23 protein-coding genes are annotated in these 24,540 nt (G+C 58.4%); 15 read left to right on the forward strand and 8 right to left on the reverse strand.

Annotated elements, in window-relative coordinates:
* The first annotated feature begins 46 nt into the window (after positions 1-46).
* The 4 genes from yjbE to ACX3P5_RS17095 all read left to right on the forward strand — a co-directional run bounded on the left by yjbE (position 47) and on the right by ACX3P5_RS17095 (position 5,194).
* Positions 47-289, forward strand: a complete 243-nt coding sequence (gene yjbE, locus ACX3P5_RS17080; protein ID WP_233986909.1) for an exopolysaccharide production protein YjbE — start codon at positions 47-49, stop codon at positions 287-289.
* Positions 290-476: 187 nt separating this feature from the next.
* Complete coding sequence (gene greB, locus ACX3P5_RS17085) at positions 477-950, forward strand: transcription elongation factor GreB (protein ID WP_233986908.1); 474 nt, start codon at positions 477-479, stop codon at positions 948-950.
* A 103-nt stretch (positions 951-1,053) separates the two neighbouring features.
* Entirely contained in the window at positions 1,054-3,381 is a 2,328-nt protein-coding gene (locus ACX3P5_RS17090) for a Tex family protein (protein WP_233986907.1), read from the forward strand.
* A 127-nt stretch (positions 3,382-3,508) separates the two neighbouring features.
* Positions 3,509-5,194 carry an alpha-amylase family glycosyl hydrolase gene (locus ACX3P5_RS17095; protein ID WP_458969028.1) on the forward strand — a complete coding sequence of 562 codons (1,686 nt, stop codon included), beginning with the start codon at positions 3,509-3,511 and terminating at the stop codon, positions 5,192-5,194.
* On the opposite strand, the gene ACX3P5_RS17100 is transcribed toward ACX3P5_RS17095, so the two are convergent.
* Positions 5,195-5,464, reverse strand: coding sequence for a YdgH/BhsA/McbA-like domain containing protein (locus ACX3P5_RS17100; protein ID WP_233986905.1), 270 nt, complete (start codon positions 5,462-5,464; stop codon positions 5,195-5,197).
* 168 nt (positions 5,465-5,632) lie between these two features.
* Complete coding sequence (bioH, locus tag ACX3P5_RS17105) at positions 5,633-6,409, reverse strand: pimeloyl-ACP methyl ester esterase BioH (protein WP_233986904.1); 777 nt, start codon at positions 6,407-6,409, stop codon at positions 5,633-5,635.
* 34 nt (positions 6,410-6,443) lie between these two features.
* On the opposite strand from bioH, the gene gntX reads away from it, so the two are divergent.
* Complete coding sequence (gene gntX, locus ACX3P5_RS17110; protein ID WP_458969029.1) at positions 6,444-7,124, forward strand: DNA utilization protein GntX; 681 nt, start codon at positions 6,444-6,446, stop codon at positions 7,122-7,124.
* Between the two features lie 58 nt (positions 7,125-7,182).
* On the forward strand, positions 7,183-7,758 hold the full coding sequence (gene nfuA / locus ACX3P5_RS17115; protein WP_094120218.1) for a Fe-S biogenesis protein NfuA: 576 nt from the start codon (positions 7,183-7,185) through the stop codon (positions 7,756-7,758).
* Between the two features lie 39 nt (positions 7,759-7,797).
* Here nfuA and malQ read toward each other — a convergent pair whose 3' ends face one another.
* The 5 genes from malQ to glpE all read right to left on the reverse strand — a co-directional run bounded on the left by malQ (position 7,798) and on the right by glpE (position 14,417).
* The gene (gene malQ / locus ACX3P5_RS17120; protein WP_458969030.1) at positions 7,798-9,867 is read right to left on the reverse strand and encodes a 4-alpha-glucanotransferase; all 2,070 of its coding nucleotides are present in this window, start codon (positions 9,865-9,867) and stop codon (positions 7,798-7,800) included.
* A gap of 8 nt (positions 9,868-9,875) precedes the next feature.
* Positions 9,876-12,281, reverse strand: coding sequence for a maltodextrin phosphorylase (gene malP, locus ACX3P5_RS17125; protein WP_233986901.1), 2,406 nt, complete (start codon positions 12,279-12,281; stop codon positions 9,876-9,878).
* A 158-nt stretch (positions 12,282-12,439) separates the two neighbouring features.
* Positions 12,440-13,198 (reverse strand): DeoR/GlpR family transcriptional regulator, encoded by a 759-nt coding sequence (locus tag ACX3P5_RS17130; protein WP_094120216.1) that lies wholly within the window; start codon positions 13,196-13,198, stop codon positions 12,440-12,442.
* 41 nt (positions 13,199-13,239) lie between these two features.
* Entirely contained in the window at positions 13,240-14,061 is an 822-nt protein-coding gene (gene glpG, locus ACX3P5_RS17135; protein ID WP_336756752.1) for a rhomboid family intramembrane serine protease GlpG, read from the reverse strand.
* Positions 14,062-14,090: 29 nt separating this feature from the next.
* Positions 14,091-14,417 (reverse strand): thiosulfate sulfurtransferase GlpE, encoded by a 327-nt coding sequence (gene glpE / locus ACX3P5_RS17140; protein ID WP_336756753.1) that lies wholly within the window; start codon positions 14,415-14,417, stop codon positions 14,091-14,093.
* A 226-nt stretch (positions 14,418-14,643) separates the two neighbouring features.
* Between glpE and glpD the strand changes: the two genes are divergently transcribed.
* The 9 genes from glpD to mdcH all read left to right on the forward strand — a co-directional run bounded on the left by glpD (position 14,644) and on the right by mdcH (position 23,584).
* Entirely contained in the window at positions 14,644-16,149 is a 1,506-nt protein-coding gene (gene glpD / locus ACX3P5_RS17145) for a glycerol-3-phosphate dehydrogenase (RefSeq protein ID WP_233986898.1), read from the forward strand.
* A gap of 367 nt (positions 16,150-16,516) precedes the next feature.
* Positions 16,517-18,172, forward strand: a complete 1,656-nt coding sequence (gene mdcA / locus ACX3P5_RS17150; RefSeq protein WP_458969031.1) for a malonate decarboxylase subunit alpha — start codon at positions 16,517-16,519, stop codon at positions 18,170-18,172.
* Positions 18,172-19,035, forward strand: coding sequence for a triphosphoribosyl-dephospho-CoA synthase (locus ACX3P5_RS17155; RefSeq protein WP_233986897.1), 864 nt, complete (start codon positions 18,172-18,174; stop codon positions 19,033-19,035). Before mdcA ends, ACX3P5_RS17155 begins: the two co-directional genes overlap by 1 nt.
* Positions 19,036-19,043: 8 nt before the next feature.
* Positions 19,044-19,343 carry a malonate decarboxylase acyl carrier protein gene (gene mdcC, locus ACX3P5_RS17160; RefSeq protein WP_233986896.1) on the forward strand — a complete coding sequence of 100 codons (300 nt, stop codon included), beginning with the start codon at positions 19,044-19,046 and terminating at the stop codon, positions 19,341-19,343.
* Positions 19,336-20,169 carry a biotin-independent malonate decarboxylase subunit beta gene (locus ACX3P5_RS17165; RefSeq protein ID WP_336756756.1) on the forward strand — a complete coding sequence of 278 codons (834 nt, stop codon included), beginning with the start codon at positions 19,336-19,338 and terminating at the stop codon, positions 20,167-20,169. Before mdcC ends, ACX3P5_RS17165 begins: the two co-directional genes overlap by 8 nt.
* On the forward strand, positions 20,169-20,969 hold the full coding sequence (gene mdcE, locus ACX3P5_RS17170; protein ID WP_233986894.1) for a biotin-independent malonate decarboxylase subunit gamma: 801 nt from the start codon (positions 20,169-20,171) through the stop codon (positions 20,967-20,969). The genes ACX3P5_RS17165 and mdcE overlap by 1 nt, the downstream gene beginning before the upstream one ends.
* A gap of 134 nt (positions 20,970-21,103) precedes the next feature.
* Entirely contained in the window at positions 21,104-22,063 is a 960-nt protein-coding gene (locus ACX3P5_RS17175; protein ID WP_233986893.1) for an AEC family transporter, read from the forward strand.
* 1 nt (position 22,064) lies between these two features.
* Complete coding sequence (locus ACX3P5_RS17180; RefSeq protein WP_233986892.1) at positions 22,065-22,685, forward strand: malonate decarboxylase holo-ACP synthase; 621 nt, start codon at positions 22,065-22,067, stop codon at positions 22,683-22,685.
* On the forward strand, positions 22,682-23,584 hold the full coding sequence (mdcH, locus tag ACX3P5_RS17185; protein WP_458969032.1) for a malonate decarboxylase subunit epsilon: 903 nt from the start codon (positions 22,682-22,684) through the stop codon (positions 23,582-23,584). Before ACX3P5_RS17180 ends, mdcH begins: the two co-directional genes overlap by 4 nt.
* On the opposite strand, the gene ACX3P5_RS17190 is transcribed toward mdcH, so the two are convergent.
* Entirely contained in the window at positions 23,565-24,500 is a 936-nt protein-coding gene (locus ACX3P5_RS17190) for a LysR family transcriptional regulator (RefSeq protein WP_336756761.1), read from the reverse strand. The genes mdcH and ACX3P5_RS17190 overlap by 20 nt on opposite strands.
* Between the last annotated feature and the right edge of the window lie 40 nt (positions 24,501-24,540).

The following is a 24,540-nucleotide window of genomic DNA, read 5'->3' on the forward strand; positions in this document are numbered from 1 at the left end:
ACCAGACTGCTCTGGCATCAATTGACGTCTCAACGGGGATAACACAATGAAAAAAACAATTTTACTGCTCAGCGCGCTGGCATTAGCGAGCGTCAGCCCGGTTTATGCCGCTACCGCTACCGGTGAAGCGGCGGGCGCTCAGGCGACGACCACCGCACAGGGCAACTCAAATGCCATCGGCGTGGGCGCGGTTGCGGCACTGCTCGGCGTAGCGCTGGCTACTGCGGGCGGTGGCGGAGACGGACACGGCAGCACCTCAACCACCACGGCGACGCACGCCGGAAAATAATTTTTACCCTCTGCTCGATTGGCCTCAGCCGCTATTGGCTTCAGAACACACTTTTGCAGCAACCCTTTTCGCCGCCGGGGAAGTCAACGTGGGTTTTTAGACTTTAAAAACCCTTTCCCCGACTCTTTTTTGCCACGCCCCCTTTGCCTTACACTGACGCTCTTTGATTTTTTCTGGCCAGTGCAGCATGAAAACCCGACTGATTACCCGCGAAGGCTTCGATAAGCTGAAAGCAGAACTCGATTACCTGTGGCGTGAAGAGCGACCGGAAGTGACCAAAAAAGTCACCTGGGCCGCCAGCCTCGGCGACCGCAGTGAAAATGCCGATTATCAGTACAATAAAAAGCGCCTGCGTGAAATTGACCGCCGCGTTCGCTATCTGACCAAAAGCCTGGAGCAGTTGCGGATTGTGGATTACTCACCGCAGCAGGATGGCAAAGTCTTCTTTGGTGCCTGGGTCGAAATTGAAAACGATGACGGTGACATCAAGCGCTTCCGCATCGTCGGCTATGATGAGATTTTTGGCCGCAAAGATTACATCTCCATCGACTCGCCAATGGCGCGCGCCCTGCTGAAAAAAGAGGTCGGCGATGCCGCTACCGTTGAGACGCCAGCCGGTCCGGCGCTGTGGTACGTCAACGAAATCCGCTATCAGCAATAGCGATTCAGAATATCGCTGAAAGCCGCCCGCATCTCTGGCAATTTCAACCATCAATCCGTATAACTGTCCGCTATTTCTCAACCCGGAAAGCAAGACAGTCCTGATGATGAAAGTTCTGAGCCAGATAATTGCCAGCGAGCTACAGGCGCGGGCAGAGCAAGTTGACGCCGCCGTTCGCCTGTTGGATGAAGGGAATACCGTGCCGTTTATCGCACGTTATCGTAAAGAGGTCACCGGTGGGCTGGATGATACCCAACTGCGCCAGCTGGAAACCCGCCTCAGCTATCTGCGTGAACTTGAAGAGCGCCGTCAGTCGATTCTGAAGTCGATTGATGAGCAGGGAAAACTCACCGACGACCTCGCGCGCGCCATCAACACTACCCTCAGCAAAACCGAGCTTGAAGATCTCTACCTGCCCTATAAACCGAAACGCCGCACCCGCGGCCAGATCGCGATTGAAGCCGGTCTGGAACCGCTGGCGGAGACGCTGTGGCAGGACCCATCCCACCAGCCGGAGCAGCTGGCTGAGCGCTACGTCGATGCGGATAAAGGCGTTGCCGACGTGCGCGCCGCGCTGGACGGTGCCCGCTACATTCTGATGGAGCGTTTCGCCGAAGATGCGACGCTGCTGGCGAAAGTGCGTAACTACCTATGGAAGAATGCCCATCTGGTCTCACGCGTGGTGGAAGGCAAAGAGGAAGCCGGGGCCAAGTTCCGCGACTATTTTGATCACCATGAAGCGCTGAGCAGCGTGCCGTCACACCGTGCGCTGGCGATGCTGCGTGGCCGCAATGAAGGTGTACTGCAACTGTCGCTCAACGCCGATCCGCAGTTTGATGAAGCGCCGCGTGAAAGCTATGGCGAAACGCTGATTGCGGAGCACCTCAACCTGCGCCTGAATAACGCCCCGGCCGATAGCTGGCGTAAAGCGGTGGTGAGCTGGACCTGGCGCATCAAGGTGATGCTGCATCTGGAAACCGAGCTGATGGGCACGGTTCGTGAGCGTGCTGAAGATGAAGCGATCAACGTCTTCGCCCGTAACCTGCACGATCTGCTGATGGCGGCACCGGCTGGGATGCGCGCCACCATGGGTCTCGATCCGGGCCTGCGCACCGGCGTCAAAGTGGCGGTAGTGGATGCCACCGGCAAACTGGTGGCGACCGATACCGTCTATCCGCACACCGGCCAGACGGCGAAAGCCGCCGCTGCCGTCGCCGCACTCTGTATCAAGCATCAGGTTGAGCTGGTGGCGATCGGTAACGGCACGGCCTCACGCGAAACCGAGCGTTTCTTCCTCGATCTGCAACAGCAGTTCCCGAAGGTCACGGCGCAGAAAGTGATTGTCAGCGAAGCCGGTGCCTCGGTCTACTCAGCGTCTGAGCTGGCGGCGCTGGAGTTTCCGGATCTCGATGTCTCGCTGCGTGGCGCAGTTTCCATTGCCCGTCGTCTGCAGGACCCGCTGGCGGAGCTGGTGAAGATCGATCCGAAATCGATCGGGGTTGGCCAGTATCAGCATGACGTCAGTCAGAGCCAGCTGGCGAAGAAACTGGATGCGGTGGTGGAAGACTGTGTGAACGCCGTCGGTGTCGATCTGAATACCGCCTCGGTGCCATTGCTGACCCGCGTGGCTGGCCTGACGCGCATGATGGCGCAAAATATTGTCGGCTGGCGTGATGAAAATGGTCGTTTCCAGAATCGTCAGCAGCTGCTGAAAGTCAGCCGTCTCGGCCCGAAAGCCTTTGAACAGTGCGCGGGCTTCCTGCGCATCAACCACGGCGATAACCCGCTGGACGCCTCGACCGTTCACCCGGAAGCCTATCCGGTAGTGGAGCGGATTCTGGCTGCCACCGAACAGGCGCTGAGTGATCTGATGGGGAACGCCGGCAGTTTGCGTAACCTGCGCGCCCACGATTTCACCGATGAGCGTTTCGGTTTACCGACCGTCACCGACATTATGAAAGAGCTGGAGAAGCCGGGCCGCGATCCGCGTCCTGAGTTTAAAACCGCGCAGTTTGCCGAAGGCGTCGAGACGCTGAACGATCTGACGCCAGGCATGATTCTGGAAGGCGCGGTGACCAACGTCACTAACTTCGGCGCGTTCGTCGACATCGGCGTGCATCAGGATGGTCTGGTGCATATCTCGTCGCTCTCCGACCGCTTCGTCGAGGATCCGCATCAGGTGGTGAAGGCAGGCGATATCGTTAAAGTAAAGGTGATGGAGGTCGATCTGCCCCGTAAGCGAATTGCCCTGACGATGCGTCTGGATGAGCAGCCCGGTGAAGGCAATGCCCGCGGTGGCGGGAAGAACGCTGCGCCGCGTGATGAGAAGCGCCCGGCAGCCAGTAAAGGACGCGCCCGTCCGGCCAGTCAGCCTGCGGGTAACAGCGCGATGGGTGATGCGCTGGCGGCCGCCTTCGGTAAGAAACGCTAAGTTTTTCAGGGGGACGCCTGTCGTCCCCCTTTCAATCTCGCTCCCTCAGTGGAAAATCCCCGCCATAGCGCTACGCTAGAAAGACGCCTGTCATAAAAACAACACCTGCAGTGGCACCCAACTCACGATGGAAACGATCACCGATCTAATCGATAAGATTTATGCCGGCACTTTTCCTGAGGCAACGCGTACGCAGCTGCTGGCGGATATTGCAGACGCGCGCGATGCCATCAAGCTGCCGCGCAAAGCACACTGGGATGAGCAGGACGTGGTGCTGATCAGTTACGCCGATCAGTTTCGCGAAGCCGATAAGCCAACGCTCAGCACTTTTTCCCGTTTCTATCAGCAGCACCTGCAATCGATTTTCCCGCTGGTGCACCTGCTGCCGTTCTTCCCCTGGTCGTCTGACGATGGCTTCTCGGTGATTGATTATCATCAGGTCGATCCGATCTGTGGCGACTGGCAGGACGTTGCGCGGCTGCATCAGGAAACCCGCCTGATGTTTGATTTCGTCTGTAACCACATGTCGTCGCACAGCGCCTGGTTCCGGCACTTTCTGGCGCAGGACCCCGGCTGGGATGACTTCTTCATCAGTATGCCACCCGCCACCGATCTCAGCGCGGTGACGCGCCCGCGGACTTCCCCACTGCTGACACCGTTTCAGATGGCCGATGGCGAGACCCGCTTTATCTGGACCACCTTCAGCGCCGATCAGATTGATCTCAACTTTGCCAATCCGGCGGTGCTGCTGCGCATGGTCAATGTGCTGCTCGACTACCTGAAACGCGGTGCTGATTATGTGCGGCTGGATGCGGTCGGTTACATGTGGAAAACGCCCGGTACCCGCTGTATTCATCTGGAAAAGACACATCAGCTGGTGAAACTGTTCCGCGCCATCGCCGATATTGTCGCGCCCGGTACGGTGATCGTCACCGAGACCAACGTGCCGCATCAGGACAACATCAGCTATCTGGGCAACGGCCACGATGAGGCGCAGATGGTCTATCAGTTCTCCCTGCCGCCGCTGGTGCTGCACGGCATTCATACCGGCTCGGCGCGCGCCTTGCGTCAATGGGCCAGCAGCCTCGATCTCAGCAGTAACGACACCACCTTCTTCAACTTTCTGGCGTCGCACGATGGTATCGGGCTGAACCCGGCACGCGGCATTCTGAGCGAGGTAGAGATTGTGGCGCTGGTGCGCGATCTGGCGCTGGAGGGCGCGCTGGTTTCCTACAAAAATAACCCGGACGGCACGACCAGCCCGTATGAAATCAACGTCACCTATCTGGATGCGTTAAACCGTGAAGCCGACGATGACGCGACCCGCCTGCAGCGCTTTCTGCTGGCACACGCCATCCTGCTGGCCTTTCCTGGCGTGCCGGCTATCTATATTCAAAGCATTCTTGGCTCACGCAACCATTACGATGGCGTGCGGGCGGCGGGTCATAACCGGGCGATTAACCGTCAGAAATACGATCTTACGCAGATTGAGGCGGCGCTGGCAGGAGAAGACTGGCTGCGCCATCAGGTCTATACCCAACTGGGTCAGCTGATTCAGCTGCGGCGTCGCCAGCCGGCGTTTCATCCTGACAATCCGATGACGCTTTATGATAGCGAAAACGCACTGCTGGTGATGCGCCGGCATCAGCCAGAAAGTGGCGAGGGATTACTGTGCGTGTTTAATCTCAGCGGACGCCCGGTTGAAACCCGGTTGCCGGTGGCGCATAGGCTGCAGGATGTGGTGAGCGGCAGGAAGATTGATGGCACCCAGCCGGTGAGGCTGGATGCCTGGCAGTTTATGTGGCTACGCTAATTATTTATAGACGTCAGCCGTGGCGCTGAATTTACCGTGTTCACGACCGGCGATGACCAGGAAATATTTGCCGCCCTTTTCGTCAGCCAGCTGAGACAGCGCTTTTTTCGCATCCATCGGCGAGGTGGTTTCCGCCGTGGTGTTAACGGTGCCAATCTTCTGCAGGTTCATTGTTTTAACTTCTTCTTTGGTGACTTCTTTCGCTGCCATCGCAGAAAATGAAATCGCGCCCATCATCATTGAAGCCACAACCCATTTAAAAACCTTCATTATGTTTACCCTCATTCATGGTCCATTGTGAGATGTAAGCAACCGCGAAACGCGTAAGGCAGCATGGAACAGCATAGTCGTCCGGGACTAATCACATAAAATTGCAGCGGCCTTGCTCACGAAGAGAAGTATTGCCGCTGCGGCCAGATTTGCCAGTCACCGGCGCAATTAAGTCGGCAAATCGTTGATGAAGTTCATAATATGCTGACAAAACGCCTCAGGATGAGAGATAAACGGCGCATGGGCCGCCTTGTCGATCACCCACGACGGCGAAGCGGGCAGCGTCTGGTCAAGGCGGGCAGCGATGCTGCGCGGCACCAGGCCATCCAGCGCGCCATACAGTCGCAGAAACGGCAGCGATAGCTGCGGTAACGCGTCGCGCAGATCAACCTGCCGTAAAATTTCCAGCCCGCCATCCAGCACCGCCACCGACGGCATCGGCTGCGACAGCACCACCTCTTTCAGGCGGCGCGCATCGGCCCGGGCGGTCTCTGTTCCCAGCGTCTGCAACGCCAGAAAGCGCTCGACCGTGCGCTGAAAATCGTTACTGAGCAGCTGCTGGAAATTTTGCAGCGTATCGGGTTTGATGCCTGGCCAGTTCTCTGTCGCGGTAAAACAGGGTGAAGAGGCAACGGTAATCAGCGCCCGCAGCCGTTGCGGCGCGGTCAGCGCCAGCTCGGTTGCGACCAGTCCGCCCAGTGACCAGCCGACAACCACCGCCTGCGGAGGCAGCGCAGGCAGCAACTGCTGCGCCATCTCTGCCAGCGACAGCGCGCCAAAGGCCTGGCTGCGACCATAACCGGGCAGATCGACCAGATGCAGACGATAGTGCGGGCTGAGTCGCGGAATAATGCTCTGCCAGACTTCCGCATTCAGTCCCCATCCGTGCAGCAGCACAAGATCAACATTCCCTGTTCCACAGGTGTGCCAGTAAAGCGACGTCATCAGTTACTATCCCGAAAGTGATAAGGAGGTCGCTATGCTATCAATGCCTGCCCTGTGTTGGCTATGCCGGTTACCGTTGCAGATGGCGCAACACGGCCTGTGTACTCCCTGTATGCGCCAGTTGCCCGCTTTGCCGCTGCTCTGCCCACGCTGTGGCTTACCCGCCGCTAACGTGCGGCAGCCCTGCGGACGCTGCCTGCAGAAGCCACCCGCGTGGCAGGCACTGATCTGCGTTAACAGCTATCGCCCGCCGTTCAGCCTGTGGGTGAACCAGCTCAAATTTTCTCGCGTAACCGCACTCAGGGTGATGCTGGCGCGGCTGCTTTTGCTAAGCTGGCTGAATGTCTACCGGCGTGGCAACCTGCCGCGCCCTGACCTGCTACTGTCGGTCCCGCTGCATCGGCGACGACGCTGGCAGCGCGGCTACAATCAGACCGATCTGCTGGCCGCGCCGCTGGCGCACTGGCTGGGTTGTGAGTGGGGAACCGGATTACACCGTCAGCGACAAGGGGCGCTACAGCATCAGCTGAACGCCCGTCAGCGCCGCAGCAACTTACGCGGTGCTTTCCGCCTTGAAATGGCGGTGCGCGGACGGCATATCGCCCTGCTGGACGATGTGGTCACCACCGGCAGTACCACAGAAGAAATCAGTCGCCTGTTACTGGCGCAGGGCGCGGCCAGCGTGCAGGTCTGGTGCCTGTGCCGTACCTTGTAGAGCGTCATTGATGGGCGTATTATAACCAACTAAATTAGTCAACTATTGAGCAATCGACATGATCCGAATTACTGATTCTGCCCAAGAGCATTTTTCCAGACTGCTATCCAAACAAGAAGATGGCACCCAGATTCGCGTATTCGTGATTAACCCGGGTACGCCAACAGCCGAGTGTGGTGTCTCTTATTGCCCACCTGACGCGGTCGAAGCAACCGATACCGAGCTGAAGTTCGAAAAACTGTCAGCCTACGTGGATGAACTGAGCGCACCTTATCTGGAAGACGCTGAAATCGATTTCGTCACCGATAACCTCGGTTCGCAGCTGACGCTGAAAGCGCCTAACGCCAAAATGCGCAAGGTCTCTGATGATGCGCCGATGGTGGAACGCGTTGAGTATCTGCTGCAGGCGCAGATCAACCCACAGCTGGCGGGCCACGGTGGCCGCGTGTCGCTGATGGAGATCACCGATGACGGTTACGCCATCCTGCAGTTCGGCGGCGGCTGTAACGGCTGTTCCATGATTGACGTCACCCTGAAAGATGGCATCGAGAAAGAGCTGCTGGCCGCCTTCCCGGAACTGAAAGGCGTGCGCGACATCACCGAGCACCAGCGCGGCGAACACTCGTTCTACTGATGACGTCAGCGCGACAGCTCAGCTGTCGCGCTGACCTTCTCAGCCAGGCTTACGCTGCTGGCTGACCGCTTTGAGCAGCTTATTCACTTCCTCGTCAGCAAATATCTCTTCCAGCGTTTTACTCAGTTTGCGCCGCCAGTTGGGGTATTGCTCAACCGTGCCCGGTACATTGACCGGCGTGGTCATCCCGAGCCAGTCCTCTGGCTGCAGGCCGAGTAACGCACTGTCGGTATCGGCCAGGAAGCGATGAATCGCCCGATTCAGCGTCGGCGTCATTGCCAGCTTATCCGCTTTTTTCGGGCTGCGGGCCGGTAGCGCGCCTGCCTGATGCAGCGCATCCAGCAGCGCCTGCTTCTGCTCTGCCCGCTGCTGATGCAGCGCGTTGACCGCATCGCCCGGATAGAGGCCAATCTTCTCCCCCAGCGACAGATCGCCCTGCTGCCAGAAACCGGTCAGCGTCGGCAGATCATGGGTACTGGCGCTGGCAATCGACTGCCGCGGATAGTCCGCTGGCGCACGGTAACTGCCGTTTTTTTCCTGCTCGAACCACAGTACCTTCCACGAAAACACCCCGCTTTTGCGCAGCAGGCTGACGATCTCTTTTGGTACGGTGCCGAGATCTTCTCCGATCACCATGCAGCGCAGCCGGTGGCTCTCCAGCGCCAGAATGCCGAGCAGATCATCCACCGGATAAGCCACGTAGGCCCCTTTATCCGCCGTTTCACCGGCGGGCACCCACCACAGACGCAGCAGTGACATCACATGGTCGATACGCAACGCGCCGCAATCACGCATGTTAGCGCGCAGCATGTCGATGAATGGCTGATAGCCGCGCGCCTGCATCACATGCGGGTCCATCGGCGGTAAGCCCCAGTTCTGGCCTAACGGACCCAGGCGATCGGGCGGTGCGCCAATCGACGCCTGCAGACGATAGAGCTCCGGATCGTGCCAGGTTTCGGCGCTGCCTTCCGCCACGCCGACGGCCAGATCGCGGTAAAGCCCGACGCTCATCCCCAGCGCCTGACTGCGCGCCCAGCAGTGAGAAAACTGCTGCTGCGCCAGCCATTGCAGCCACTGCCAGAAGGCGATCTCCTCTTCATGCCGCTCACACCAGCGCTGCACCTCCGGCAACTGGCTGTTGCGCCAGCCTTCCGGCCAGGCGGGCCAGCCCCAGTGCTGCGCATTGCCTGCTCGCCGCTCAAGTTGTATGCCGTCATAGGCTGCCTGATAACGCAGGCTGTCGCCGCCTTCGCGCACAAAAGCGGACCACGACTGTTTATCGTCGCTCTCCGCATCCCGCGCCTGGAAATGTTCCCAGGCGAGGCGTAACGCGGCCAGTTTGAGCGCCATCACCGCCTCATAATCAACCAGCTCCGCCTCACGCACTTTACTCAGCGCCCGCTGCGTTTTAGCGCTTTTCCACCACTTCTGCGCCGCCGGGCTTTGCTGGAAATCGACTACCTGAGCGACATCGATGTAGATAACGTTCAGCCAGCGACGTGATGACGGACTGTAAGGACTGGCGAAATCGGCACTGGCCGGATAGAGCGCATGCAGGGGATTGAGCCCGACGAAATCGCCGCCGCGCGCCGCCAGCTGCTCCAGCAGGATTTGCAGATCGCCAAAATCACCGATGCCCCAGTTCTGCGCCGAACGCACCGTGTAGAGCTGTACCAGCGCGCCCCAGCGCTTCTCGCCCGCTTCCAGCGCCGGCGGCAGATAGCAGCGGCGCGGAGTGACAATAATGCGGGTCTGCCACTGCTTTTTTCCTTTGCTGAGCGTCAGCTGGTGATAGCCCTGCGCCAGCGGACCCGGCAGCGTAAAAGGTTCGCCAGCGGTCAGTTCCCCGCTGAGCTGTTTGCCGTTTTCGGTTTGCAACTGCCAGTGATAAACCCCGCTGCCCTGCGGGGTAAGCTGACGTTTACCGCTGCCGCTGAACACCGCGACCGGCGGCAGTGGCGCCTTCTTTGCGTCATGCGGATCGCCCATCACCGCCAGCAACGCGCGTTTGGTGTCGTCGCTGATCGCCTCTTTTTCGCCGTTAACGTTGATGTAATCCAGCGAAATACCGGCCGCCCGGGCGGCCTGATCAAGTGAGTTCTGTTTCATGCTGCTCCTTAGCGTGCTGCCTGCCAGATACGTTGCTGATAATCACGAATGGCGCGATCCGAGCTGAACATGCCGGTTCGCGCGGTGTTAAGGATGGCGGCGCGCGTCCAGCGCTGCGGGTCGCGCCATAGCGCTTCCACCCGTTGTTGCGCCTCGATGTAGGCCTGATAATCTGCCAGCACCAGCCAGGGATCGCCGTTTTTGGTCAGGCTCGCCAGCATCAGGTCAAACGCCTGTTTGTCCCCGTCGCTGAACTTGCCCTTCTCCAGCGATTTGAGTATCGCGTCGAGCGCCTTATTCTGCTTGCGCACTTTTTTCGGGTTATAACCGGCCGCTTTCAGGGCTTTCACCTCATCAGCGTGATGCCCGAAGATGAAAATATTCTCCTCGCCGACCTGTTCGGCGATTTCGACATTGGCCCCGTCCAGCGTGCCGATGGTCAGCGCGCCGTTCAGCGCCAGCTTCATATTGCCGGTGCCGGAGGCTTCATAGCCGGCAGTGGAAATCTGCTCAGACAAGTCCGCCGCCGGGATGATCAACTCCGCCACGGTGATACGGTAATCGGGAATAAACACCACTTTGAGTCTGTCGCCGACCCGCGGATCGTTGTTGACCACTTCCGCCACTTTATTGATAGCGTAAATAATATTTTTCGCGAGGTAATAGCCCGGCGCCGCTTTGGCACCAAACAGAAAGACCCGCGGAATAAAGTGCGCATCTTCCGGGTTATTCAGCAGGGTCTGATAGCAGTGCAGGATATGCAGCAGGCTGAGATGCTGGCGTTTGTACTCATGTAAACGCTTGATCTGCACGTCGAACATCGCCGTCGGATTGACAATAATACCGGTGCGCTGCGCAATGTAGTCGGTCAGCCGCGCTTTGTTCTGCTGCTTGATGCTGTGATAACGCTGGCAAAACGCCGGATCGTCGGCATAGGCCTCCAGCCCTTTAAGCGCATCGAGGTTGCTGGCCCATTCTCCCTCAAGCGTCTCATCAATCAGCGACGCCAGCGCCGGATTACACTGCTTCAGCCAGCGGCGCGGAGTAATCCCGTTGGTGACGTTGTGAAATTTATGCGGCCATAGCTGGTAATACTCCGGGAACAGATCGGTAATCACCAGCCGGGAGTGCAGCGCTGCTACGCCGTTAACCGCGAAACCGCTGACCACGCAGAGATTCGCCATACGCACTTCGCCGTCAGCCACCACCGCCAGCTTGTGCCAGAGCGCTTTGTCATCCGGCCAGCGCTGCTTCACCTGCTTCTTCAGCCGCTGATTGATCTCTTTAATAATCAGCATGTGACGCGGCAGCAGGCTGCGCAGCAGTTTTTCATCCCAGCGCTCCAGCGCTTCGGGCATCAGCGTGTGGTTGGTGTAAGCGAACAACCGGCTGGTGATATGCCAGGCCTCATCCCAGCTCAGTTGATGCTCGTCCAGCAACCGTCGCAGCATCTCCGGAATGGCGATGGTGGGATGGGTATCGTTGAGCTGAATCACTTCGTAATCGGGCAGGCTGTGGATGCTGCGCCCCGCCTGATGATGGCGGCGCAGGATGTCAGCGACCGCACAGGCGCACTGGAAATATTGCTGCATCAGCCGCAGCCGTTTGCCCGCCAGGTGATTATCGTTGGGATAGAGCACCTTAGTCAGTTTGGCCGCGTCAATGCCGGGCTGCTCCGCCTGCAAAAACTCCCCGTTGTTAAAGCGGGTCAGATCGAAAGGATGAGCACTGGTCGCCTGCCACAAACGCAGCGGCAGCGTAGTGCCATTGCGGTAACCGGTCACCGGCAGATCCCACGCCTCGCCGCGCAGAAAGAAATCGGGTTGCCAGCGGACGCCGCCCTGCTCCAGCTTCACCACGCTGCCGCCCATCGCCACCTCAACATCCAGTGCCGCATTGTGGCGGAACCACGGATAGCGGTCACGCTGCCAGTCGTCGGGCGCTTCAATCTGATGTCCCTGATGAAAGGACTGGCGGAACAGGCCGTACTGATAGTTGAGTCCGTGTCCGGTGGCAGACTGACCCACCGTTGCCATCGAGTCCATGTAGCAGGCCGCCAGCCGCCCCAGTCCGCCGTTGCCAAGCGCCGGATCGACCTCCTGCTCCAGCAGCTCGGTTAAATCGATCTGCTGCTCAGCCAGCAGCGCCTTCACCTCGTCATACCAGCCCAGATTGATCAGATTGTTGCCGGTCAGACGGCCGATCAGAAACTCCATCGACAGGTAATTGACGTGGCGCTGGCGCTCAGAGACGCGGGGCGACGGTTGCGCCGCCAGCAATTCTGCCAGCGCTGCGCTAATCGCCTGCCACCACTGGTGCGTTGTCATCTGTTGTGCGGAGGTGAGACCTGAGTGTTGCCATTGACGGGTTAATGCGGCGTTGAAACGGGCTTTATTGAATTTCTGCTGCGGCATATCACTCCCTTCTGTTACGCAATGAGGTGAAGCACAAAATAGCAAGCGCACGGGCTGGCAACAGGCTGCCAGCGACGTGTTAAGTAAAGACGGGAGTGAAGAAAAAAGCGACAGCGATCAAAGAAAAACGCCAGCGGAATGGCTGGCGGCGGGGAGAATCAGCAGAGTTCGAGATGGACCTCATGCTGCTCAATCACTTTCATCACGCTGGCTGGCGGCGTTTTATCGGTGTAGAGATGATCCAGCAGGCTCATATTGCCGAGGTTAACCATCGCGTTACGGCCAAATTTAGAGTGGTCTGCCACCAGCATCACACAGCGTGAGTTTTCGATGATGGCGCGCTTGGTCCGCACTTCGTGATAGTCGAACTCCAGCAGGGAGCCATCCATATCGATACCGCTGATGCCGAGAATGCCGTAATCCAGGCGGAACTGAGAGATAAAGTCGAGCGTGGCTTCGCCCATCACCGCCCCGTCACGGGTCCGCACTTCGCCACCGGCAATGATCACCCGAAAATCGGGTTTACCCATCAGCAGCATCGCCACGTTCAGGTTGTTGGTGACCACCCGCAGATCGTTATGATTCAGCAGCGCATGGGCCACTGCTTCCGGCGTGGTGCCGATATCGATAAACAGCGTGGCGCCATCCGGGATCTGGCTGGCCACCCGCTGCGCAATGCGCGCCTTTTCCGCTGACAACATCATTTTACGATCGTGCCAGGCGGTGTTTTCAGAACTGGAGGGAAGCGCCGCGCCGCCGTGATGGCGCTGAATTTTATTCTGGTCAGCCAGATCGTTCAGATCGCGACGAATGGTCTGCGGACTGACCTCGAAATGATCCACCAACTCCTCAGTACTGACATATCCCTGACGTCGGACTAAATCGATAATCGCGTCATGACGTTGCGTCTGCTTCACGTTCCTCTCCTGTTTACTCGCTTATTCCTGTTATGCCACAACTAACGGCGCGTGATTTTTCGCGTATCGACCAGCGCCATGGCTAAGCCGACCACCAGACCGGCGACGTGCGCCGCGTTGGCGATCGCCAGGCCAAACACGCCAAACCAGCCAATCACCAGCCAGACCAGGGCAAAACCGATCAGGCCGCGTTCCAGATAGATGCCGCTGTCGGGATCGCGTTCGCCGCGCAGCCAGCAATAGCCCATCAGGGCATAGACCACGCCCGACAGACCGCCAAACCAGATACCGCTGAACTTCGCCTGCATCCAGCCGCTGAGCAGCGCGGAGATCAGCATAATCACAAACAGTTTTCCGCTGCCGAGCCGCTTCTCTACCGCCCCGCCCAGATACCACCACCACATCAGGTTGAACAGGATGTGCAGCAGTGAAAAGTGCAGCAGCGCATGGCTGAACCAGCGCCATACCTCAAGATGCTGATCGGCATCCGGCCACGCCAGCCAGTACATCACGGTACGATCGCCCAGAATCTGCATCAGAATAAACACCGCGATACAGAGCAGCATCACCGTCATGGTCAGCGGGCCGGCGCGCTCGCGGATATTGGCCCAGATGTTGCTGCGCTCATAGCGCAAGCCGCTGTCGGTCTTGCCGCTGTGCCAGCTTGCGGCCTGATAGCGCGGATGGTTCGGATCGCTGACGAACTGCTGAAGTTCGTTTTCGACCATCGAAAGCTGGCTTTCATCATCCAGCATGATGACGTAATGGTTTTCACGTTCAATACGCAGCGTGACGCCGCGCGTTGCCATGTAGTCAACAAACGCCTGCGCCATTCGCGGCTGGCTAAATTGGGTAATGCGCATCAGTAACTCTCCATGTGACGAGCGGCAATTTATTCGCTGCCGTGAGCAACCTGCTGAGGGAACGCGGCACGCCAGGCGTCGAAGCCGCCATCAATGCTGTACGCCGCGCTGAAACCCTGTTCCAGCAGATACTGGGCAGCACCTTTACTGCTGTTGCCGTGATAACACATTACCAGCACCGGCAGGCTGTGGTCTGCACCGGCAACCACCGCGCTGAGGTTGCTGTTGGTCAGATGCAGTGCACCGGTGGCGTGACCAAGGGCATAACTTTGCGGGTCACGGATATCGACCAGCAGCGCACCCTGCGTCAGATGGTCCTGCGCCTGCTGCACATTAATACATTCAAACGTTTCCATGGTCTCTCTCATACATCGTCACAATGGCGCCTAGTGTAACCCGAGAATCAGCGCCGATAACCTGACAATCATTGCGGCTTTGTATTTTTTTCACGGGCAGAATGTTAGCTATATCACGCAAAAATGTTTTTACCGGGTTAAAAGCTGGCATCAATGTTGGTTTGCGATTATGATTATGCTCGAAAACGAACATTAATGAACTATTCCGAACATCGGAGGAGATGACGTGGAAACCAAAGACCTGATCGTGATCGGCGGCGGCATCAACGGTGCCGGCATTGCAGCAGATGCTGCAGGACGCGGACTGTCGGTGCTGATGCTGGAGGCGCGGGACCTGGCTTGCGCGACCTCTTCCGCCAGTTCAAAACTGATTCACGGTGGCCTGCGCTACCTGGAACATTACGAATTTCGTCTGGTGAGCGAAGCGCTGGCCGAACGTGAAGTGCTGCTGAGAATGGCACCGCATATCGCGTTCCCGATGCGCTTCCGTCTGCCCCATCGTCCGCATCTGCGTCCGGCGTGGATGATCCGCACCGGCCTGTTTATGTATGACCATCTGGGTAAGCGTACCAGCCTGCCGGGCAGTAAGAGTTTGCGTTTTGGCGCGGATTCGGCCCTGAAGCCAGAAATCACGCGCGGATTCGAATACTCAGACTGCTGGGTCGACGATGCTCGCATGGTGGTACTGAATGCGCAGGAAGTGGTGAAGCGTGGCGGTGAAGTACGTACCCGCACCCGCGTTAACCGCGCCTGGCGTGAAGGTGGCATGTGGATGGTTGAAGCGGAAGATGTCGACAGCGGCAAGACCTATACCTGGCGTGCCAAAGGCCTGGTCAACGCGGCGGGTCCGTGGGTCAAACAGCTGTTTGACGACGGTCTGAAGTTAAAATCGCCGTATGGTATTCGCCTGATCAAAGGCAGCCACATCGTGGTGCCGCGCGTGCATACCGAGAAGCAGGCGTACATTCTGCAGAACGAAGATAATCGTATCGTGTTTGTCATCCCGTGGATGGATGAATTTTCTATCATCGGTACCACCGACGTGGAGTACAAAGGCGATCCGAAAAACGTGCATATCGACGACAGCGAGACCGACTATCTGCTGAAAGTGTTCAACGGTCACTTTAAAAAGCAGCTGACCGCTGATGACATTGTCTGGTCCTATTCCGGTGTTCGTCCGCTGTGTGACGATGAATCAGATTCACCGCAGGCGATTACCCGTGATTACACGCTGGATGTGCGTGACGATAACGGTCAGGCACCGCTGCTGTCGGTGTTCGGCGGCAAGCTGACCACTTACCGTAAGCTGGCGGAACATGCGCTGGAGAAGCTGGCGAAGTACTACCCGAATGCCGGTCCGGCCTGGACGAAGAACTGCGTGCTGCCGGGCGGCAATATTTCCGGCACCCGCGAAGATTACGCCGCCAGCCTGCGTCGCCGCTATCCGTTCATCAGCGAAAACATGGCGCGCCACTTTGCCCGCACTTACGGCAGCAATACCGAAACGCTGCTGGCCGGTGCGAAGAGCCTGGACGATCTGGGCGAGAACTTCGGTCATGAGTTTTATGAAGCCGAGTTACGTTACCTGGTGCAGCATGAATGGGTGCGTGAAGTAGAGGATGCGATCTGGCGTCGTACCAAGCAGGGCATGTGGCTGAGTAAAGAGCAGCAGGCCCGCGTGGCAGAATGGCTGGCGCAGAAAGCGAAACCCGCCCTGTCGCTGGCGTCATAATCTGACGATACCGCATCAGAAAGCAGGCTCCGGCCTGCTTTTTTTATCCGCGCAGCACAGGCCAGGACGGTTTTACTGCGTCTGCGTCGCCCCCACGCTTCGCTAGCAGACTTTTTATTTTTACCGCCACTTATTTATTTATTATGCGACTCCCACACCATTCTTTACACGGAATACCCGTTCTCCATTCAGATATTTCCTGAGCGCCTAAACTCAAATCTTTCTGTTTCGCTTATCAAAACGGTCATCTCTTATTGTTACTGTAAATCTAACGTTCAGGCTTTTTGCTTAATTGAACCACCGATCAAGAAAGTAGAGACTTCTCTTAGCAAAACGACATATCCGTTATTTTAATCAGGAGGTTGAAATGAACACAGGCCAAACGCCTGCCCGGGAATGGAACACACGCCGCAGTGAAAAAGCGCGGCGTCTGGCTTCTTTTCCTGTTGATGGCAAAGTCATTCCTACTGAAAGAGCCGTTGAAGCATTCGAAAAACTGATTGCACCGGGTGATCGCGTGGTGCTGGAAGGGAACAACCAGAAACAGGCTGATTTCTTATCACGCACGCTGGCTGAGGTGAATCCGGCCAAAATCCACGACCTGCACATGATTATGCCAAGCGTCGGTCGCAGCGAGCATCTGGATATTTTCGAGAAAGGCATTGCCCGTAAACTCGACTTCTCTTTTTCCGGTCCGCAAAGCCTGCGTATTTCTCAGCTGTTAGAAGATGGCCAGCTGGAAATCGGCGCCATCCATACCTATATCGAACTCTATTCCCGTCTCTACGTCGATCTCAGCCCGAACGTCGCGCTGATTGCCGGTTATAAAGCGGACCGCAAAGGTAATCTTTATACCGGTCCAAGTACGGAAGATACCCCTGCGCTGGTGGAAGCCGCCGCGTTTCGTGACGGTATCGTGATTGCCCAGGTCAATGAACTGGTCGATGACGAAACCGACCTGCCACGCGTCGATATCCCTGGCTCCTGGATCGACTACATCGTGGTGGCAGACAAACCGTTCTTTATCGAACCGCTGTTTACCCGCGATCCGCGCCTGATCAAGCAGGAACATATCCTGATGGCGATGATGGCGATCAAAGGCATCTACGCCGAGCATCAGGTGCAGTCGCTTAACCACGGCATCGGTTTTAATACCGCCGCGATTGAGCTACTGCTGCCGACCTACGGTGAACAGCTCGGCCTGAAAGGCAAAATCTGTAAACACTGGACGCTGAATCCGCATCCAACGCTGATCCCGGCCATCGAGAGCGGCTGGGTGGAGAGCGTGCACTGCTTCGGCGGCGAGCTGGGTATGGAAGAGTACATTCGCGCCCGTCCCGACATCTTCTTCACCGGCAGCGACGGCTCGATGCGTTCTAACCGCGCCTTCTGTCAGCTGGCCGGTCAGTACGCGGTCGATATGTTTATCGGCGCCACTCTGCAGGTTGATGGGCTGGCAAACTCTTCGACCGTTACCCTTGGTCGCCTGTCAGGCTTCGGCGGTGCGCCTAACATGGGACACGATCCCCACGGCCGACGTCATGCCTCGCCTGCCTGGCTCAATATGATCACCGAGCCTGACCCAATGCAGCGCGGGAAAAAACTGGTGGTGCAGATGGTGGAAACCTTCCAGGCCGGGGCAAAACCAACCTTCGTTGAAACCCTGGATGCCGTTGAAGTGGCGAAATCGACCGGTATGCCGCTGGCCCCGGTGATGATTTATGGCGATGACGTTACCCATGTGCTGACTGAAGAGGGGATTGCCTATCTCTATCGTGCTGAAAGCCTTGAAGAGCGCCGCGCGATGGTCGCTGCGGTAGCCGGCATCACCGATATCGGTCTTGGCGTCGATGCGGCGCGTGTCGCTGCGCTGCGTAAAAGCGGCAAAGTGGTCTATCCGGAAGATATGGGCATCCGTCGCTCCGATGCGACGCGCTCACTGCTGGCCGCCAGCAGCGTCTCTGACCTGGTGGAATGGTCGGGCGGTCTTTATAACCCACCCGCTAAATTCCGGAGCTGGTAATGAAACTCCTGTCGCAGACTCAACCTGAGGCGCAGGCCAGCCGGCTGGCGATGACAGCGCGCGATTGTCTGACCGACGAAGCGCGGCTGAGTCCAAAGCCGGGGCTGGTCGACAGCCGGGGAAACGGCGCGCATCTCGATTTAACGCTTGCCCTGATGGAGCGTTCCGCCGAGAGCCTGGTACCGACCTTCCTGGCGCTGGCCCGGCAGAGCTGGATGCGCCCGGCCGATATCGCCCTGCGCGAAACGGTGGGACGTCTGGGACGGGAAGGCGAGCAGCAGATGATGGCGGCCACCGGCGGCGTGAATACTCACCGTGGCGCGATCTGGGCGCTGGGCCTGCTGGTCAGCGCGGCGGCGATGCACGGCGGTGAAGCCAGTGCCGATCAGCTGACCCGTACCGCAGCGACGCTGGCGAGTCTGCCCGACCGGGCGGCACCGAAACTGTTCAGTAAGGGGCTGAAAGCGAGCCACCGCTATCAGGTGCCCGGCGCGCGTGAGGAGGCACAACAGGCGTTTCCACACGTGATGAAACGGGCGTTGCCGCAGCTGTTGCGCAGCCGGGCCGCCGGTGCCCGCGAAAGCGAAGCCCGCCTGGACGCACTGATGGCGATTATGACCTCGCTCAGCGATACCTGCGTGCTGTCACGCGCCGGCATGACCGGACTGGAAACCATGCAGCGCGGCGCCCGCGCGGTGCTGCTGGCCGGTGGTTGCCGCACCGCTGAAGGTCAGGCCGCCCTCGCCCGTCTGGATCACCGCATGCTGGCGCTGAACGCCTCGCCAGGCGGTGCCGCCGATTTGCTGGCCGCGACGCTGTTTGTCGACCGGATCTCTCCGGCCGCCCACCACTCTTTTAATTAGAGGTCGTTATGGAACACATCACATTATCTTTCCCTGCTAACCGCGCACTCAGCGGTAAAGCCCTGGCAGGGGTCGTTGGTTCCGGTGATATGGAAGTGCTGTACACCGCAACCGAAGGGCAAACGCTGAATATTGATATCACCACCTCACTGGATAACAGCGACGCCCGCTGGAAGGCGCTGTTTGACCGCCTGAATCTGATCAACGGCCTGCCTGCCGGACAGCTGGTTATTCACGACTTTGGCGCCACGCCTGGCGTCGCGCGCATCCGTATTGAACAGGTATTTGAGGAGGTGAGTCATGCGTAACGATGCCAGTTTTATTGAATTACGTGCCCGCGAACGCGCGCGTGCGCTGCTGGACGACGGCAGCTACCGCGAACTGCTCGACCCTTTTGAAGGCATCATGTCACCGTGGCTGGCACCGCAGGGTGTGATTCCGCAGTCAGATGACGGCATGGTGGTGGCACGCGGTACGCTGAACGGTCAGCCTGCGGTGGTGATTGCCATCGAAGGGACCTTCCAGGGCGGCAGCATGGGCGAAGTTTCCGGCGCGAAAATGGCCGCAGCGCTGGAGCTGGCCGCCGAAGATAACCGCAACGGCATCCCGACTCAGGCGGTGCTGTGCCTCGAAACCGGTGGCGTCCGCTTGCAGGAGGCGAATCTGGGGCTGGCGGCGATTGCCGATATCCATGCCGCAATTGTTGACCTGCGTCGCTACACCCCGGTGATCGGCATCATTGCCGGTACCGTCGGCTGCTTCGGCGGGATGTCTATCGCGGCTGCGCTCTGCAGCTACCTGATCGTCACTCGCGAAGCACGCCTCGGCCTTAACGGCCCGCAGGTTATTGAGCAGGAAGCGGGTATTGAAGAGTATGACTCCCGCGATCGCCCGTTTATCTGGAGCATGACCGGCGGCGAAATCCGCTATGCCAGTGGCCTGGTGGACGCGCTGGTCAGCGATGGCGTCAATGCGGTGAAAACCGCGATGAACGACTTTATTGCCAAAGGCGTACCGGCGCAGCACCGCAGTGATAAGTATGCGGATTTCCTGCCGCGTCTGAGCAACTTTGATACGCGTCAGCAGGCTGATACCGCCATCATCAAACAGCTTTTCGCCCGGGAGGAAAAATAATGAGCCAGACAAGCAGCCGCGGTGCAACATGGCTGGAAAAACTCGCACCCAATGCGCAGCGCCTGAGCGGGCTGTGCCCTTCTGTTCAGGTGGCTGACGGCGAACTCAATGGCGAAAGCGTACGTTTTATCGCCGTGGTCCCGGATGCTGAAAACCACTATCCGCGTGCCGCCAGAGGCGAAGTCGGTCTGCTGGAAGGCTGGACGCTGGCGAAAGTGGTGAACGAAACCCTGGAAGCCGATAGCAACAGCGCGGTGAAACGGCCGATTGTGGCAGTCATCGATGTGCCAAGTCAGGCATATGGTCGTCGTGAAGAGGCGTTTGGCATTCATCAGGCGCTGGCCGGTGCCGCCGGAGCCTATGCTAAAGCGCGTCTGGCCGGTCACCCGGTGATTGGTCTGATCGTCGGTAAGGCGATGTCCGGCGCATTCCTGGCGCACGGCTACCAGGCGAACCGTCTGATCGCGCTCAACGATCAGGGCGTGCTGGTCCATGCGATGGGTAAAGAGTCCGCTGCGCGTATCACGCTGCGTACCGTCGACGCGCTGGAGAAACTGGCGGCGACCATTCCACCGATGGCGTATGACGTCAGCAACTTCGCCACGCTGGGCCTGCTCTCTGACATGCTGACCGTGACCGATCCTGATGCGCCGTCAGATGCCGATCTGGCGATGGTTGAGATCTCTCTGCAGAAAGCTATCGCTGATGCACGTCAGGACCCAAGCCTGAAAAACCGGCTGGGCGCTGAAAATCGCCACAGCTCCTCTCTGGTCCGCGAACGTATGCGCGCCAGCTGGTAAACCGACTACAAAACAAAAAATAAGCCTGCCGGAAACGGCCTGGACGGGGCGGATGACCGCCCCGCAATCAGGGCCGCTTTTTAGAATTATAAACATCGTGTTAGTCAAGAATTCTTCTTAAATACAGGTGATTTATGATCTATACAATTGTTCATGCTCTTGCTCCAATCTTTGTGATCATGCTGCTGGGTTTCTGGGCCGGTAAGGCTGGAATGGTTAATAATAAAGACGTTTCACTGCTCAATATTTTTGTGATGGATTTTGCGCTGCCCGCCGCCCTGTTCAGTGCGACGGTTCAGACGCCCTGGCCGGGCATCGTGGCGCAATGGCCATTAATCGTGGTGATTACCGGTGCTATGTGGATCACCTATGCGGCGGTCTATTTTACCGCGACCAAAGTTTTCAAAAAATCGCCTCAGGATGCTGCTGTCCTGACGCTGACCGTTGCGCTGCCGAACTACGCCGCGCTGGGCCTGCCGATTCTTTCCAGCGTGCTGGGTGAAAATGGTGCGACCTCACTCTCTGTTGCGGTATCGATCGCCTGTGGTTCAGTGCTGCTGACACCGCTGTGCCTGCTGATTCTGGAACGTGAAAAGGCGTTTGCTGCCGGTACCGCGCACGGTTCAACCATGACGATGTTGCCGGTGTTAATGTGGCGCTCGCTGAAAAAACCGATCGTGATGGGTCCGTTGATCGGCGTGGTATTGTCGGCGCTGGGTATTAAAATGCCGGATCTGGTGCTGGCGGCGATTAAACCGCTCGGCCTGGCAGCAACCGCCGCCGCCCTGTTCCTGACCGGTGTGATCCTCTCGGCACGTAAACTGAAACTGAATGCGGTAGTTGGCTTCGGTACGATAACTAAACTGTTAATTCAACCGTTTATCGCCTGGGGTCTGGTACTGGCACTGGGTCTGAGTGGTCCGGTGGCGATTACTGCGATTCTGATGATTGCCCTGTCAGCGGGCTTCTTTGGCGTGGTATTCGGCAACCGTTTTGGTGTGCAGTCGCCCGATGCCGAAGCCGTGCTGCTATTAAGTTCGATTCTGTGTATTTTATCGTTACCGCTGTTCATTACCCTCACATCCGGAATGTAATATGAGCTGTTCACCGCGTCCCCACGATCTGCTCTGGCTCAGTTCAGATCGCGCCCTGTCAGCCATCAGCGAAGCGTGGGTCAGTCAGCACTGGCATCACGCGCTGCCGGTGGTGGTCAGGCGCGATGTGAATCGTTCCGGGCTGATTCCGGTGGGTGTGCGCGGTGTAACACGCGAACAGCGCGCTGCCGGCTGGGCAGACCCGGCCGGGATTACGCGCATCGTCACGCCGGAGATGCTGGCCGAACGGCAACATCTGTTCGGTTCGCCGTTTGCGGATTACCCACCGGTAAAGGCGGCGATGGCGCTCAGCGACAGCGTCTGGCCCTGGAGCTGGGGCGTCACCGGCAGTACCGGTTACGCGCTGGCCACCCGGATACCGACGCTGCACGCTGCCAGCGATCTCGACTTACTGATTCGCGCGCCGCAGCCGCTGGCACGCGACGACCTGCAGCAGTGGCAGGCCCAAACCGAAACGCTGCCGTGCCGTGTGGATACCCAGGTGGAAACGCCGCTCGGCGCGTTTGCCCTTAACGAGTGGCTGCGTGAAGGCCGCGTGCTGTTGAAAACCGCCACCGGACCGGTTCTGACCCCCTCTCCCTGGAGCAGAGATTCCGCATGAAAATTCTTTTTACTTTTCCCGGCCAGGGCACGCAGCGGGTCGGCATGTTGCAGCATCTTCCTGACGGCGAGGCGCTGTTAAACAGCGTACGCGCCGTACTGGGTGATGAGACCGATCGGCTGGACAGTGCTGATGCGCTGCGCCATACCCGTGCGGTCCAGCTCAGCCTGCTGATTGCCGGTGTTGGCTGGGCGCGCGAGCTGATCAGACATGGACTAAAACCCGATATCGTCAGCGGCCTGTCGATTGGTGCCTATCCCGCCGCGGTCATCTCAGGCGCGCTCGATTTCAGCGATGCGCTGCGGCTGGTGGCGCTGCGCGGCGATCTGATGGAGCAGGCCTATCCGCAGGGTTATGGCCTGACCGCCATCACCGGGCTGACGCTCAGCCGGCTGGAGAAGCTGCTGGTCGACAGCAATACCTATATCGCCAACCTTAATGCGGAAACGCAGATAGTGATTGCCGGACGGGATGAGGATATGGCGCAGGTGACGCAAGCCGCGCTGGACGCCGGGGCGAGTAAAGCCGTCAGGCTGGCGGTGAGTGTGCCTTCCCACTGCGCGCTGCTGGATAAACCTGCCGCTGAACTGGCTACCGCGTTTGAGTCTGTCCAACTTTCGCGTCCCACCTGTGCTTACCTGAGCGGTTCGACGGGACGGGTTATCTGGGAGCCAGAGAAGATTGCCGACGATCTCGCCTTTAATATGGCGCGGACGGTGCGGTGGAATGATGCGGTGATTTCAGCCAACCAGCGCGATGCCCGGCTGGCGATAGAAATGCCGCCAGGCAATGTGCTGACTGGCCTGACGCTGCAGGCGGGCTGGCAGGGCGAAGCCATCTGCATGGAGCGCAACAGCGTTGAGGTGGCGCGGCATCTGGCTAAACGGCTGAGTCAGTAAGGCTACGGGCATACATCCGCCCTTCTGCCGCCAGTGCCAGCAGGTCATGATCGCGTTCACGGCGATGTGAATAGACGATCGAAATCTGCTGGCGCATCTGATAAGGCTCGGCCAGGCTGAGCAGCTGGATATTGTTTTCGTAGACTTTTTTCATCCGGCCCGGAATCAGCGCCAGCCCGACACCGGCCTGCACCAGGCTGACCATCGAAAAGATGTCATTGACCCTGGTGACCACTCTCGGTTCAAAACCCGCTACCTGAAACGCCTCCTGAAAACCGGCATAGGTGGCAAAGCCTTCGGCCAGCGAAACAAAATCGCGATCGGCATAGTCACGCAGATCCGCCTGGCGCGTCATATCCAGCGGCTCACCGGCTGGTGCGGCCAGGAAAATGTCATCATAAAACAGCGGGACCACATCGAAGTTCGAGTCGCTGAACTCGCCGTTGTGGGTGGCGATCAGTACCGCGTCAAGAGCCTCATCCTCAAGCATGTTAAGCAGCATCTGAGTGGAGCCCATAGTGAGATCAAGCTCCAGCGTCGGCCGACGCAGCTTCATTCCCATAATCAGCCGCGGAATGGTCTCCAGCGTCAGCGAGTAAAGCGTGCCGATGCGCAGACGGCCACAGCCGACACCCGCCACCAGCCGCGCCTCCTCAATGCCTTTACCCATCAGCGCCGTCACATCGCGGCAATATTCCAGCAGCGTCCAGGCGGCGGGTAGCGGCACCAGGTTGCGTCCCTTGTGAATAAACAGCGGGCAATCGATGCCTTCTTCCAGCGTATGCAGGGCGCGGTGAACGCTGACGCTGCTCAGCTCCAGCGCTTCTGCGGTGCGGGCAATATTGCCTTTGTTCATAAACATCATGAAGACACTGAGCTTACGGAAAGTAATCTCGTGATTAATATTGTCACTCATTGTCTGCTCTGCCTGTCTGGTCAAAAGGTGAAACGCATAA

The sequence above is a fragment of the Pantoea sp. S-LA4 genome (assembly GCF_054482835.1).